The following is a 14,278-nucleotide window of genomic DNA, read 5'->3' on the forward strand; positions in this document are numbered from 1 at the left end:
GGAAGCGTCCTTGAACGTGAACCCGCCGGTCGCCCGGCGGGGATCGATACGATGCGATGCAACGCGCGCCGGACGGTCATCAGCCCGGCAATTGCATGGCGCGACTCAACGCGGCGGCCATGGCTTCGCCGGCTTGCCGAGCACAGGTTCGCCGAGCAGCGGCGTCGACAGCGCATACGCACCGTTCTCCGTGAAGGCCCAGATGATGTTGCGGTCGTACTCGGTGTAGATCGCGAACACGCCCTTGCCAAGCGTATAGGACGGCAGTTCCTTCTCGTCCGCGAGCGCCGGCACGAAGTAGCCGGCAATCGTCGGCTTCGCCGGGTTCTTCACGTCGTAGATCTGCACGCCCGCGTTGTAGAACGAATACGGGACGATGCCCTGACGCCATGTGCCGGGCTGGCCGATTGCGTTCGCACGCTTCGGCCCGAAGTTGCCGCCGCGCTGGCAGAAGCTCGTGAACGGCGCGCCGGCCGGTACTTCCGGCACCGGCAGCTTGGCCGCGACCTTCAGGTGCGACGGGTCGCGCGCGTCGACGACGAAGATGTCCTTGTACGGCTCGTAGCAGTCGCGGTTCATCGGATAGCCGTTCGTGAGCACGTAGCCGGTACGTGCGTACTGGCTCACGTCCGCGTTGTCGAATTCGGTGCCCGCGAAGCTCGGCGGTGTGTTTACGTTGCCGAGGATCTTCGGCTTCTCCGGGTCGCTCAGGTCGAACGAATAGAAGCCGAGGCCGCCCATTGCGCCGAAGCCGATCTTGCCGCCGTTCTCGAGCGGCTTCGGCAGAAAGATCGGGTTGCGCGACCCCATCCACGACGTCCGGTTGCCGGCGCGCGGATTCATCAGGTACGCCTGCTCGTGTTTCTCGTCGCCGAGGATCTGGCCCGGCACCGCGATCTGCGACACGAACACGGGGTTCGCCGGATCCGACATGTCCCATACCTGGTAACCCGGCGAGTACAGGTAGTTCGGATACTCGGTCAGCGCATAACTGTCGTCCGGCGCGGCCGCCACGATCATGTACTTGCCGCCGTAGTACTCGGGCGCGTCGAGCGAGCCGGAGCCCTGCTGCTGGCCGATCGGCGCGTCGGGGTGACGGTAGTCGGTCGTGCGCGTCGCGATCAGCTTCCACTGGCTCGGCAGCGGGCCGTCCATCTCGTACACGCGGAAGCCTTTCAGCGAGTTGTAGTGACGTTGCGCGGCGACCTTGTCGGGCTGGTCGATCTTCTCGGTCATCAGCCCGTAGCGGCCGATCTCGAACGATGCGACGAGCACCGGCTTGCCGAGCTTGCGGCTCCACGCGACCGTCGCGCCGCCGAGGTAGTCGTGCACGTTGTTCGGATCGAAATGCTCGCTCGAGCCCTTCGGCCCCCATACGCCGCCCTTCGAGAACACGACCTTGCCGTGCGCGGGATCGGTCACGTCCATGATGCGCAGGTAGTCGCGATCGTGGATGTACAGGTAGCGCTTGCCGTCGAAGTCGACGATGTTGTTCCATGCGTGGAAGGGCGAATCGACGCCCGGGTAGAACGCGAGCACCTTCACGTTCTTCGCGTAACTTTTGTTGTCCCACGTCGAAAGCTCACCGGGGAAGCGCTGCCCCTGGTGGACTTCGGGTGCCGCTTTCGGCCATACGAATTGACCGGTGGCCGGGTCCATCCCGTAGTCGACGCCGGGCTTCAGCGGCACGGGCCGGCGCTCGGGCGTGAGGCGCAGCCAGCCGGCGAGATACGGGTCGGCGACGTTTGGCGTACCGGGCGTACCGGATGCGGCAACGCTTGCGCTCGCGGCGGCGGGGGCTTCCGTCGCCGGTTGCGCGGCGCTGGCCAGTGCCGACGCCGCGATCAGGATCGATGCGGCAGCCGGGCCGACGATCCGGGCCTGCGGAGTGCGTCTGTTGCGTGATCGAAGCATGAATGTCTCCTTGTCATGACTGTGTCGTGGCGTCGCGACCGGCAGGCTGGCAGGTGGCGGCGCGCGAATTCGGAAAATCAGAACGCGTGGCGGATCCCGATCTGGAACCCGGACGGGTTCTGGCCGCCGTCCGGATATACCTGGAACGTGACCGGATACGCGACGGGCACGCGATGCTGGCTCTTCACGTGCGCGGCGGTCACATACAGGTCGGTGCGCTTCGACAGCCCGTAGATGTAGCCGATCACGCCGCCGGTCGCGCTCGAGATGCTCGTGTTGTTGTCGTCGTGGCGATGGACGACGCTCAGGTACACGCGGTTGATGCCGTCGATGTTCCAGCGCGCGCCGATCTGCGCGTCCCAGCCCTGCGAGTTGAACGCGACGTACGGCGGATACGCGTAATAGCCGTTGTACGTGTGATAGATCACGGTCGGCTCGAAGCCGCCGAAGCGGTACACGGCCGAGAAGTAGTTGTCGCGCGACGAGTGGATCTGCGACGAACGGAAGATGTCGCGCGTGTACTGCAGCTCGCTGACGGCACCGAGGAACAGCGGCCCGTTGCGGTACTCGATGCCGGTGCTGAAGAAGCGCCCGGCGCGCGTGCCGTCGCCGAGCCCGGTCGTGATCATCACGCGCCCGGTGAAGCCGTGGAAGCTCGGTGTCTTGTACTGCAGCGCGTTGTCGACGCGATAGGTCGCGTAGAAGAACTGCATGTCGTTGACCATGCTGAAGTCGGCCGCCCACGTCGGGTCCGCGTAGCCGGCCAGCCAGTACGACGGCGTGAACTGGCGGCCCATCGTCAACTCGCCCCAGTTGCCCTTGAGGCCGACGAACGACTGCCGGAACTGCGTCGACTGGACGCCCGTGTTCGCGGCAAACATCGGCTCGATCGTGAAGACGGCCTTGTTGCCGCCGCCGAGTTCCTCGACGCCGCTCAGGTTGAAGCGCGAATTGTTCAGACCGCCGCTCGACATCCGCGTGATGTTGCCGCCCGGGCCCGACGAAATCAGGTGCTCGATGTTCAGGTCCATGTAACCCGACAGCCAGATGCGTGACTGCGCATGCGCACCGGCGCAGGCGAGCAGCATGACACTGGACGCGATCAGCTTCTTTTTCATTCGGTCTCCAAATAGTCGTCGTTGTTTTCCGGGGCGCGGCGGCTTGCGCCGGACAGGCATCGTGCGAGGCGATCCCGCGGGCGACGGCCGGTTCGCATGACGCGAGCGGGACGCGGACCGTGCCGGTTCATGAATCGCGTACGTGTATACATGAACTGATAAAAATTATACGCACGGACGTTGTTGAATCCGAAGCACTTCTTTTTTATACAAAACAGCGGTTTGGTTATAGCGGGTAGACCCGGATACGCGGCGCGGCGCCCGTCAGAACAGGTGCCGGATGCCGAGCGCCCAGGTCGCCGCGACGCCACTGCCGCCGAGCCGGTCGTACACGGCGAGCGCATAGACGTCGGTGCGCCGCGACAGCGTGTAGTCGAGCCCGGCCGCGCCGGTGTTGCGCGACACGGCCGTCCGTAATGCGGTGCGGCGCGTGTACGCCCATTCGGCGAGTGCGGCCAGCCGCGATGTGACGGGTACCGACATGCCGGCCTCGAACGTGTGCGAACCCGTGTCGGTCGCGGAAGTCCGCGTGCCCTGTATCGCGCCGTACAGCGTGACGCGTGAAAATGCGTACGCGAAGCCGGCGAGGTACGCGCTCTGCGTCGGCGCGGCCGTACCTGCGACGATCCGGGTTCGTTGTGCGGTAGCGACCGCCGTGAGCGGACCGCTCGCGTAGCGCAGCGACAGGCCCGCGTTGGCCGCGCCGCTGGCACCCGCCAGACCGCCCGGCGCGTAGACGGCGCTCGCGGTCAGCCCGCCGACGGTCGGGCTCGTGTACTGGATCGCGTTGTTCCAGACCGTGTCGCCGGCGGTCGTGCCGCCATACGACGCGACGAAGGTCTGCATCACCAGCGGCGAGAACAGGATCGAGGCGCGAAACGGATTGACGGCCTGTTCGGCGAGATAGAGCAGGTTGGTCTGCCGGCCCAGCGTCACGGTGCCGAACGGGCCTTCGATGCCCGCGTACGCGTTGCGCCCCCAGTATGGGTCGGCCGACGTGCGGCCAATACCGCCGTTGACGGGCTGGAAGAAGCTTTCGAGCACGGCGAGCGCGCGGTAGCCGTCACCGAGATCCTCGGCTACCCGCAGCCCCCAGTACGGCGCGGTGAGCCCGGGGCTCTGCATCGCGATCGCGGCCGGCGGGCCGCCGCTGCGCTTCGAGCTGGCGACGTCGAGCCCGATCAGGCCGTACAGCGTCGCGGACGATTGTGCGTGGGAGGAGCGGCCGGCCAGCAGGCCGGCGGCCGCGCAGGACAGCGCGGCGATGCACAACGATCGGACCTTCATGATGGCGATCTCCGGGGCGGCGCGCAGCCGCGCGGCGAACGAAGCGGCGCGGGGATGCGCCGCTCGCGCCTACGCGGCGCGTACCGCGAATTCGACGGGCAGACGGGAGAAGTGCTGCGCGAGGCTGGCGAGCAGCGCGTCGCGCTGGGCGAGCCAGGCGGCGGGCGAGCGGCCGGCGACATGCGGCGTGACGAGCACGTCGGGATGGTCGAACAGTGCGGCCGGCACGTCGGGTTCGTGCTCGATGACATCGAGCCCGGCCCCCGCGAGCTCGCCCGCGTCGAGTGCATTGAGCAGCGCGGCCGTGTCGAGCACCGAGCCGCGCGCGACGTTGACGACGTAGCCGTGCGGTCCGAGCGCGCGCAATGCCGCGCGGTCGACCAGATGCCGTGTGGCCGGGCCGCCGTGGCACGCGATCACGAGAAAGTCGCTGTCGGCCGCAAGCTGCACGAGATCGGCGTAGTAGCGGCCGGGCGCGTCGTCGTGGGCGGCGCGTGCGTGATAACCGAGTGTCATGTCGAAGGCCTGCGCGCGCGCGGCGATCAGCCGGCCGATGCGGCCCATGCCGATCACGCCGAGTGCGGCGCCGGTCAGCGTCGGTCGCGCCGCACGCGACGCGTGCCAGCGGCCGGCCCGTACCGCGCCGGTGAGGGGCGCGTAGCCGCGCGCGAGCGCGAGCAGCATGCCGATCGCGTGGTCGGCGACGGTTGCCGCATTGGTACCCGGCGCATGCGTGACGACGATGCCGCGCCGCGCGGCGGCCGCGAGGTCGACGTTCTCGTAGCCCGCGCCGAATGCGCAGACGATTTCAAGTGCGGGCAGGCGCGCCATGCGCGCGTCGTCGAGCCCGCAGGTGCCGTTGGTCACGACCGCCCGGATCGTGCCGGCTTCGGCCAGTTCGACCGGCATCCCGTTCGGGTGATAGTGCAGCACGTAGTCGCGCCGCAGCGCGTCGAGCGTCGTGTCCGGCAACGGCACCAGCGCGAGCACCGCCAGCCTCGCGGTCACCGCGGTCACGATTGCGTGCCCGCTGCGCCGGCCGGCACGACCTCCTTGACCGCGCCTTTCCAGCCGTTCGACGTGATGTCGAACACGGTGCCGTCGGGCATCCGGTATTTCACTTCATAGAACACGTTCGGATCCTGCTCGTGCCGGCCGGTCAGATAGGTGCCGCCGGCCGCGACGACGCGCTCCGCCGTCGCGTCGACGTCGTCCACCCACATCCCGAAATGAATCAGGCCGCGCACGTCCTTCAGGCCCGCATAGCCGGGCACCGTCTCGTCGTTGAAGTTCAGCAGCGCGACGTTGATCGTGCCGTCCGTCATGTAGATCCCGCGCATCGCGTTGCCCGCGCGGCGCATGCCGAACGCGCGCTCGAAGAATTGCGCGGCCGCTTCCGGATCGTCGACCGAAAGCGCGATGTGGCGAAGCTTGTCCATGGGTGTCCTTGAGGAATGTCGGCGTGCGACGGATGAGTGCATGGGCGTGACTGTCGCGCAAAAATGCCTGAATGCTCATTGGGTATACTACGTAGTGATTGTGTATACACAAAATGGAATTTATATACCAGAATGGTTCCCGTCGCCGTTCGAACGGCGGAACACCGGCACGTGCCGGCCGCTAGCCGTCATGCAGGGAGGCAGGGATGCACGCTTGGCAGGAACCGCTGGGAAATCTGCCGGAAGCGCTGAGGGCGCGCTTCGCGGAGATCGGCGCCGTCTGGGGGCAGGACATCGACGCGCACCGCGACTGGGTGATCGACACGTACACGCCGCTCGTCGCCGCGCGTGCGGCGACGGATCTCGGTTGCGCGATCGAGCGCGACGTTCCGTACGGGCCCGATGCGCGTCAGCGTCTCGACGTGTTCGTGCAGCATGCGACCCGCCAGGGCGCACCGGCCGACGTCGTGCTGTTCGTGCATGGCGGCGCGTTCGTGCGCGGCCGCAAAAGCGTCAACGGGCTGATCTACGACAACGTGCCGCGCTGGTTCGCGCGTCACGGCTACGTCGCGATCAACGTCGAATATCGGCTGGCGCCCGACGCGCCGTATCCGGCCGGCGCGCAGGACATTGCGGCCGCACTCGACTGGACGCGCGCGCACATTGCGTCGTATGGCGGCCATCCGGGGCGGATCTTCATCGTCGGGCATTCGGCGGGCGGCGCGCATGTCGCGACGTATCTCGGCGATCCGCTGCTCGATGCACGGCGCGGCGAACGCGTCGCGGGCGCCGTGCTGATCAGCGCGCGGCTCGCGGCCGATACGCTGCCCGACAATCCGAACGCGGCTGGCGTGCTTGCGTACTTCGGCAGCGACCCGTCGCGCTATGCCGCGCGCTCGCCGCTCGCCTACGCGGAGCGCATCGACGCGCCGCTGATGATCGTCGTCGCCGAATACGAGAACCCGTATCTCGACGCGTACGGCGCGGCATTCTTCGAGCGCGTCGCGCGCGCGCGGCAACGCGAACGCCGCCCGGGGCGCGCACCGCGCTTCATGCAGATGCCGCGCCACAACCATACGTCGGTGGTCGCCCATTTCGATTCGGGCGAAACGCTGCTGGGCGACGCGATGCTGGATTTCTTCAGCGCATGCGCATGACTGCCCGCCGATCGACTCATCCAACCGGAGACTCCCGCATGTCCGTCTTTGCCGCGCCGCGCGTGTTCGCGCCCGTCCTCACGCCGTTCCGCGCCGACCTGTCGATCGATGCGCCGCGCTTCGTCGCGTTCTGCCGCTGGCTCGTCGGGCAGGGTGCCGGGCTCGCGCCGTTCGGCACCAACAGCGAGGCGAACTCGCTGAGTGTCGCGGAGCGCTGCATGCTGCTCGACGAGATCGCGGCTGCCGACATCGATCCCGCGCAGGTGCTGCCGGGCACCGGCGCGTGCGCGCTGCCGGATGCGATTGCGCTGACGCGCCATGCGGTGGCGACCGGGTGCGCAGGCGTGCTGATGCTGCCGCCGTTCTTCTACCAGGGCGTGAGCGATGAAGGATTGTTCGCGTACTACGCGGGCGTGATCGACGCGCTTGGCTCGGAGCGGCTGCGCGTGCTGCTGTATCACATCCCGCAACTGACGGGCGTGCCGATCACGCACACGCTGATCGAGCGGCTGGTGGCCGCGTATCCGCGCACGGTGGTCGGCATCAAGGACAGTTCGGGCGACTGGGCGAACACGGCGATGCTGCTCGAACGCTTTCCGGGCTTCGCGGTGTTCCCGGCGTCGGAGGCGCTGCTCGGTCGTGCGCTGCCGCTCGGTGCGGCCGGCTGTATTTCGGCGACCGCGAACCTGCAGCCGCACGCGATCGTGCAGTTGCTCGCGGCGCCGACGGTCGTCGAACGCGCGACATGGGAAGGGCGCGTGTCGACCGTGCGCACCGCGCTGCAATCGCCGTCGATGATCCCCGCGTTGAAAGCCGTGGTCGCGCATTTCACGCGGCACGGCGACTGGGCGCGCGTGCGCGCGCCGCTTGCATCGTACGCAGCGGCCGACACGCGTGCGCTGCTCGCGCAACTCGACGCGCTCGGCTTCACGATGCCGTCGATCGACGAGGCGCGCGCATGACGCGGCTCAACGCACCGCGCGACCGCGCCGGTTTGCCGTCAGATCGATTCGCGCTCGTTGCGCTGGCGCTTGAGCCGGCCGAGCACGACGATCGACAGGCGCGCGGTGTGGTCGCGCATCGCGTTGTACGCGCGTTCGGGCTCGGCGGCAAGGATCGCATCGACGATCTCGCGGTGCTCGTCGGTGGCTGCCTCGAAGCGCTTCGGCGACGCGGGCTGCGCCGCGCGAAAGCCCGCGAGGCGCTGCCGCTGCACCGCGATGATCGAAGCGAGCGACTTGCTTTGCGCACCCTTGCAGATCAGTTCGTGGAATTCGCGGTTGAGCTGGAAGTAGTCGGCCTCGTCGCCGCGTGCGATCGCTTCGTTCATCTCGATCTGCAACTCCTCGAGCTGCTTCTTCTCGACGACGCTCATCCGCTGCGCGCTGAGCCGGCAGCACAGCGCCTCGAGTTCGCACATCGCTTCGAGCATGTCGGCGAGTTCGTCGAGGCTGAACTGCGCGACGACCACGCCCTTGCGCGGCGTCAGCTCGACCATGCCGCGCGCGGCGAGTTCGCGCAGCGCTTCGCGGATCGGCGTGCGCGACGCGTTGAACCGCTCGGCAAGCGCGATTTCCTCGAGCTTCTGGCCCGGTTCGAGCGTGCCGTCGATGATCTCGTCGAACAGCAGGCGATAGATCTTGGAAGAGAGCGTGGTCATCGTGTCGTGTGTGGTGTGGACATCGCCGGCGGCAACCCCTGCCGGCCGGAAACCGCGCGGGACGTCCCGGCCGACGGGCCGGCCCATTATGCGCCCGCCGCCGGAGCCGCTCAATTTGCGACGCGCGACGCCGGACCGGACCCGCCGCGCAGTGTACGCGGAATTCGTTTCCGACCCGATAGGAGTATACGAGAAATATCAAATGAATACACGAGTGATCTATTGTATACGCGTCACTCGTCCCCTCCTGACGACGACAAAAGAGGACAACCGTGATCTGGTTCGGTATCGCAACGTATGAACTGAATGGCCGCGTCGCGGCGGGGCTCGCGACGGAAGGCGCGCTGTACGACGCGCAGGCCGTGCTGCAACGGGTGGGCGGCGACGACGACGCGTCGCTCGATGTCGACACGCTGGTTGCGGACTGGCCGTTGCGAGGCGCGCGGACCGTCGCGCGCCTCGAGGCGGCCGCGCGCGAGATCGCCGCCGGCCGGCTCGACGTGCAGCCGCTGGCAGGTTACCGGCTGCACGTGCCGTATGCGCCGCGGCGGATTTTCGCGGCCGCGTCGAACTACTACGAGCATGCGCGCGAGATGGGCACCGAGCTCGCGCCGCGCGAGGAAAGCTCGCCGTACATGTTCATGAAGGCCGAGACGAGCGTGGTGCCGACGCTCGCCGATGTCGTGATGCCGCCGCAGGCCGAGCGCGTCGACTGGGAGGTCGAGCTGGCCGTCGTGATCGGCCGGCCGGGACGCCACATCGCGGTGGAAGACGCGTTCGACTACGTCGCGGGCTACACGATCCTGAACGACGTGAGCGCCCGCGACCTGAATCGCCGCACCGACTATCCGTTCAAGCACGACTGGTTTCGCGGCAAGAGTTTCGATACCTTCGGTCCGCTCGGGCCCTGGCTCGTGCCGCGCGCGTGCATCGCCGAACCGCAGAACCTGCGGATGCGGCTGGCCGTAAACGGCGAAACGATGCAGGACGGCAATACCGGCGAGATGATCTTCAGTATTGCGGAGCAGATTCATTACCTGTCGTCGATCCTGACGCTGCAGCCCGGCGACCTGATCGCGACCGGCACGCCGACGGGCGTCGGCATGGGGCGTGGCATCTATCTGCAGCCGGGCGACGTGATGGTCGCATCGATCGACGGCATCGGCTCGATCGAGAACCCGCTGGTGCGCGGGTAGGCCGCGCGTGCCGCGGCGGCCCGAACCCGAACCCGACAAGACAGGAGGAGGACATGTTTGAGCGCATCCAAGCGCTGGCGCGCGGCGCGGTGCTGGCCGCGGGCCTGTGGGCCGCGACCCCGGCTGCCCACGCGGCCGACGCGATACGCGTCAATCTAGCGTGGCTGCCGCAGGGCAGCACCGGTGGGATCCTGGTCGCGCAGGCGAAGGGCTTCTACAAGGATGCCGGCCTCGACGTGACGGTGCAGCGCGGCTACGGCGGCCAGCGGACCGTCAACGAAGTCGACGAAGGGCTGTTTGAGTTCGGCTACGGCGACCCGGTCAGCGTGATCCTGAATCGCGCGCACGGCGGCCACACGGTGCTGGTCGGCGCGATCAACACGCGCTGGCCGGGCGCGATGTGCTATCTCGAGCGGCCCGGCTTCAAGCCGAAGTCGCTGAAGGATCTCGCGGGGCTGTCGCTCGGCGGCGGCAACGCATCGGCGGTGCAGAACATCGTGCCGGCGTGGCTGAAGCAGAACGGGATGGCGCCCGGCGCGATCCGCCTCGTGCGGCTCGATCCGGCCGTGATCAATACCGCGCTGCTGCAGAAACGCATCGACCTGTCGGAATGCTGGGAGGGCGCGAGCCTGCCGGTGCAGGCCGCGTTTGCGCGGCGCGCGGGGCAGACCCTCGGCAAGGTCACGTACCGCGATCTCGGGCTCGACATGCTCGGCAGCGGGATCGTGACCACCGATGCGTACGCTGCACGGCATCCGGACGTCGTGAAGCGCTTCGTCGACGCGACGTATCGCGGTTATGCGCTGATGCGCGACCGGCCGCAGGACGCGGTCGATGCAATCGTGTCGCGCAATCCGCTGCTCGACCGCACGATCCTGCGCGAGCAGATCGACGAGACCAATGCGTTGATTGCCGACGACGCGTCCGGCCACCGGCTGGGCTGGCTGCGGCCCGAACGCATCGACGCGACGCTCGGCTTCGTGTCGCACGCGTTTGCGCTCGGCGCGACGGTCAAGGCCGGCAGTCTGTACACCAATCGCTTCGTCGAGTAACCCGATCGGGATCGCGGCGGCGGCAGCGAGCCGCCGCCGGCGATCCAACCAGGCCCGCGCGGCGCGCGGGCACACAGGAGAACGGTAATGAACAGCTTGCGTCCCAGGCGGCTCGGACACATGGTGCTGATGGTGCGGGATATCCATCGGTCCGCGAAGTTCTATACGGAAGTGATGGGCTTGAAGGTGTCCGACTGGATCGGCGACCAGATGGTGTTCCTGCGCGCGGGTACCGATCACCACGATCTCGCGCTCGCGCAGCTGCCGAAGGATTCGCCCGATTTCGACGATCTGCCGCGCTATTCGCGCCCGGGTCTCGAGCACTTCTCGTACCTGGTCGACAGTGTCGAGGAGATGGAACGCTCGGTGAACGTGCTGCAGTCGCACGGTGTCGAGATCGTGCGAGGGATCGGGCGGCACGGGCCCGGCAACAACCTGTTCCTGGTGTTCAAGGACCCGGACGGCAACAACGTCGAGGTCTACTGCGAGATGGAGCAGATCGGCGAACGCGATCCACGCGAGCCGCAGGTGTGGGAGCGCACGATCGAATCGTTCGACCAGTACCGCTTCGCGCGCTTCGTCGTGCCGCCGCCGCCGCATCTCGTCGCGGAGAAGTCGCGTGGCAATACGCCGGCCGCACCGGCCGTGGCGGCCGGCGACGATGCGCAAGCATCGCGCCGCGCGCCGGAAGGAGACCCGGCATGAAGCGGCTGATCGAAGCGGTCGCGTTCTGGGCGGTCGTCGGCCTCGCATGGGAATTCGGCGTGCGCTGGACCGGTACGCGCGAATACGTCCTGCCGTCGCTGTCGTCGGTGCTCGCGGCCGGCTGGGAGATGCGTGCGCAGTTGCTGGCCGATACGCTGACGACCGCATGGGAAGTGTTCGCGGGCTTCGCGCTGGCGGTGGCCGGCGGCCTCGCGATCGGGCTGCTCGCGAGCACGTCGAACCTCGTGCGGCGCACGGTGCTGCCGTTCGTGACCGCGCTGCAGAGCATGCCGAAGATCGCGCTCGCACCGTTGCTGATCGTCTGGTTCGGCTACGGCTTCGCGTCGAAGCTCGCGGCGGCCGTGCTGTTCGCGTTCTTCCCGATCGTCGTCGCGACGATGGGCGGCCTCGCGGGCGTGCCGCGTCATCTCGACGAGCATTTCCGCGCGCTCGGTGCGTCGGCCGCGCGATCGTTCTGGCATCTGCGCCTGCCCGCGGCGCTGCCGGCGCTGATGGACGGCCTGAAGATCGCGATGCCGCTCGCGGTGATCGGCGCGATCGTCGGCGAATTCATCGGCGCGGAAGCGGGACTCGGGCATCTGATCGTGTTCGCGACGTCGAATGCGCAAACGCCGCTGTGTTTCGCGGCGATCCTGATGGTGACCGCGCTTGCGATGCTGTTCTATGGTGTGGTCGATCTGGTTTCGCGTGCAGTCTGGTGGAGAGGAGTCACGGCCTGATGACGATCGTCAATCTCGCGCGCCCGGTGCGGAGCGCTTCCGTTTCCGACGGCGCGTCAGCGGCGCCCGTCCAGGACGGCGCCCGCGCGGATGCGCTGATCGCAGTCGACCAGGCCGGCAAGCGCTTCGCGGCGCGCGGCGGCGCCGATGCGTTCTGCGCGCTGGAACAGGTCTCGATGCGCGTGCAACCACGCGAGTTCGTGTCGATCCTCGGGCCGAGCGGCTGTGGCAAGAGCACGCTGCTGCGGATGGTCGCGGGGCTCGTGCCGTGCGATGCCGGGTCGATCCGCGTCGGCGGCACGCCGGTGGCCGGCCCGCATCCCGACATCGGTGTCGTGTTCCAGACCAGCAACATGCTGCCGTGGCTGACCGTCGGCGCGAACATCCGGCTCGGCGCGAAGCTGCGCAACCTGCCGCGGGCGCACGTCGACGCACGGCTGCCCGCGCTGCTCGACACGCTCGGCCTCGCGCAGTTCGTCGACCGCTATCCACATGAGCTGTCGGGCGGGATGCGGCAGCGCGCGGCGATCGGCCAGATCCTGCTGCTGGAGCCGCGCGTGATGCTGATGGACGAGCCGTTCGGCGCGCTCGACGCACTGACGCGCGACCGGCTCAACGTCGAGCTGCTGCGCATCTGGCAGCAGAGCACGCTGACGGTGCTGCTCGTCACGCACAGCATTCACGAGGCCGTGTTCCTGTCGGATCGCGTGCTGGTGATGTCCGCGCGCCCGGGCCGCGTGCTGCACGACGTGAAGATCGACCTGCCGCGGCCGCGCCAGCCGGACGAGATCAAGCGCGATCCGCGTTATGGCGAGTATGTGGCGGAGCTGTCCGCGATGATGGGCGTCTACTGATACAGGGGAGAGGCACGGGCCGTGCATCTCCCGATGCACGCCGGGCGTAAAGTTGATAGGGTCCGTCATTCCCCCTTTCGACGACGAAACAGACATGGACGCGAATCCGCTCAGCGAGATCTCCCTGATCCGCCGGCTCAAGCTGAACCAGTTGATGATTTTCGAGCGCGTACTGGAAACGCGCTCGGTCGTGCGCGCGGCCAACGAGATGCGGCTCACGCAGCCGGCCGTGACGAAGGTGATCCACGAACTCGAATCGTGCTTCGACGGCGCACTGTTCTCGCGCTCGAACCGCGGCGTGGTGCCGACCGAGCTCGGCCTGCTGCTCGGGCGGCGCGTGAAGTCGTTGATGGCCGAGCTGCGCTACATGACCGACGAGCTGAACGATTTCCGGCTCGGCACGAGCGGCCACGTGATCGTCGGCACGCTGATCTCGGCGTCCGCGCGGCTGTTGCCGCGCGCGATTGCGATGCTGAAGTCTCGCACGCCGCACGTGCTGGTAACCGTGCGCGAAGGCACGACCGCGCACCTGTTCCCGGCACTCGCCACCGGCGATCTCGACATCGTCGTCGGCCGGCTGCCGGAGCGCGAGCTGCCGATCGCGAGTGCGTTCCCGCTCACGCACGAAGCGCTGTTCGACGAATCGATGTGCGCGGTGGTCGGCAACGGCTACGGCCCCGTGCCCGATCCGGCGCCGTCGCTGCGCGAGCTGGTCGATGCGCCGTGGATCCTGCCGACGCCCGATTCGCCGTCACGGCTCGCGGCCGAGCAGCTGTTTCGCGCGGCGGGGCTGCCGCTGCCGACCGACATCGTCGAATCGCTGTCGCTGCTCACCAACATCGGGCTGCTGCTCGACACGCCGCGCATCGCGCTGATGCCGCGCGTCGCCGCGCGGCAGTTTGCGCAGGCCGGGCTGCTGCGCGTGCTCGACCTGCCCGAAACCGGCGCGTTCGGCACGGTCGGATTCTCGGTACGCTCGAACAAGGAGCAGAGCGCCGCGTGCCGCGCATTCATCGAATGCCTGAAGGAAGCGGTGCAGGAGTGCCCGGAGGGAACCTGAGCGTCGGTCTGAAACCATTGCGGCGCAAGGATCGCACGGGTATTCCCGTTTAGCATAGCCAGCGCCGAATGTTTGATTGTCGCTTCTCGCGCGGCT

General features: G+C 67.9%; 14 protein-coding genes. 8 read left to right on the forward strand and 6 right to left on the reverse strand.

The window, feature by feature from the left end; all coding sequences use genetic code 11:
• Window positions 1-105 precede the first annotated feature (105 nt).
• The 5 genes from U5809_RS00100 to U5809_RS00120 all read right to left on the reverse strand — a co-directional run bounded on the left by U5809_RS00100 (window position 106) and on the right by U5809_RS00120 (window position 5,758).
• Complete coding sequence (locus U5809_RS00100) at window positions 106-1,914, reverse strand: hypothetical protein (RefSeq protein ID WP_322084956.1); 1,809 nt, start codon at window positions 1,912-1,914, stop codon at window positions 106-108.
• A 77-nt stretch (window positions 1,915-1,991) separates the two neighbouring features.
• On the reverse strand, window positions 1,992-3,032 hold the full coding sequence (locus U5809_RS00105) for a porin (RefSeq protein ID WP_322084957.1): 1,041 nt from the start codon (window positions 3,030-3,032) through the stop codon (window positions 1,992-1,994).
• Between the two features lie 264 nt (window positions 3,033-3,296).
• Window positions 3,297-4,319: a porin gene (locus U5809_RS00110; RefSeq protein ID WP_322084958.1), complete on the reverse strand. Its 1,023-nt coding sequence runs from the start codon at window positions 4,317-4,319 to the stop codon at window positions 3,297-3,299.
• A 69-nt stretch (window positions 4,320-4,388) separates the two neighbouring features.
• On the reverse strand, window positions 4,389-5,327 hold the full coding sequence (locus U5809_RS00115) for a 2-hydroxyacid dehydrogenase (protein ID WP_322084959.1): 939 nt from the start codon (window positions 5,325-5,327) through the stop codon (window positions 4,389-4,391).
• 5 nt (window positions 5,328-5,332) lie between these two features.
• The gene (locus U5809_RS00120; RefSeq protein WP_322084960.1) at window positions 5,333-5,758 is read right to left on the reverse strand and encodes a VOC family protein; all 426 of its coding nucleotides are present in this window, start codon (window positions 5,756-5,758) and stop codon (window positions 5,333-5,335) included.
• 206 nt (window positions 5,759-5,964) lie between these two features.
• Between U5809_RS00120 and U5809_RS00125 the strand changes: the two genes are divergently transcribed.
• Window positions 5,965-6,915 carry an alpha/beta hydrolase gene (locus U5809_RS00125; protein WP_322084961.1) on the forward strand — a complete coding sequence of 317 codons (951 nt, stop codon included), beginning with the start codon at window positions 5,965-5,967 and terminating at the stop codon, window positions 6,913-6,915.
• Between the two features lie 38 nt (window positions 6,916-6,953).
• Window positions 6,954-7,877, forward strand: a complete 924-nt coding sequence (locus tag U5809_RS00130) for a dihydrodipicolinate synthase family protein (RefSeq protein ID WP_322084962.1) — start codon at window positions 6,954-6,956, stop codon at window positions 7,875-7,877.
• A gap of 38 nt (window positions 7,878-7,915) precedes the next feature.
• On the opposite strand, the gene U5809_RS00135 is transcribed toward U5809_RS00130, so the two are convergent.
• Complete coding sequence (locus U5809_RS00135) at window positions 7,916-8,575, reverse strand: GntR family transcriptional regulator (RefSeq protein WP_059242390.1); 660 nt, start codon at window positions 8,573-8,575, stop codon at window positions 7,916-7,918.
• A gap of 272 nt (window positions 8,576-8,847) precedes the next feature.
• Between U5809_RS00135 and U5809_RS00140 the strand changes: the two genes are divergently transcribed.
• The 6 genes from U5809_RS00140 to U5809_RS00165 all read left to right on the forward strand — a co-directional run bounded on the left by U5809_RS00140 (window position 8,848) and on the right by U5809_RS00165 (window position 14,182).
• Entirely contained in the window at window positions 8,848-9,771 is a 924-nt protein-coding gene (locus U5809_RS00140; protein ID WP_322084963.1) for a fumarylacetoacetate hydrolase family protein, read from the forward strand.
• Window positions 9,772-9,824: 53 nt separating this feature from the next.
• Entirely contained in the window at window positions 9,825-10,823 is a 999-nt protein-coding gene (locus U5809_RS00145; protein WP_322084964.1) for an ABC transporter substrate-binding protein, read from the forward strand.
• A gap of 87 nt (window positions 10,824-10,910) precedes the next feature.
• Window positions 10,911-11,528, forward strand: coding sequence for a VOC family protein (locus tag U5809_RS00150; protein WP_322084965.1), 618 nt, complete (start codon window positions 10,911-10,913; stop codon window positions 11,526-11,528).
• Window positions 11,525-12,268: an ABC transporter permease gene (locus U5809_RS00155; protein ID WP_322084966.1), complete on the forward strand. Its 744-nt coding sequence runs from the start codon at window positions 11,525-11,527 to the stop codon at window positions 12,266-12,268. Before U5809_RS00150 ends, U5809_RS00155 begins: the two co-directional genes overlap by 4 nt.
• The gene (locus U5809_RS00160) at window positions 12,268-13,122 is read left to right on the forward strand and encodes an ABC transporter ATP-binding protein (RefSeq protein ID WP_322084967.1); all 855 of its coding nucleotides are present in this window, start codon (window positions 12,268-12,270) and stop codon (window positions 13,120-13,122) included. Before U5809_RS00155 ends, U5809_RS00160 begins: the two co-directional genes overlap by 1 nt.
• 94 nt (window positions 13,123-13,216) lie before the next feature.
• Window positions 13,217-14,182, forward strand: a complete 966-nt coding sequence (locus U5809_RS00165) for a LysR substrate-binding domain-containing protein (protein WP_322084968.1) — start codon at window positions 13,217-13,219, stop codon at window positions 14,180-14,182.
• Window positions 14,183-14,278: the final 96 nt, after the last annotated feature.

Source organism: Burkholderia sp. BCC1999, from assembly GCF_905339975.1.
GTDB lineage: Bacteria > Pseudomonadota > Gammaproteobacteria > Burkholderiales > Burkholderiaceae > Burkholderia.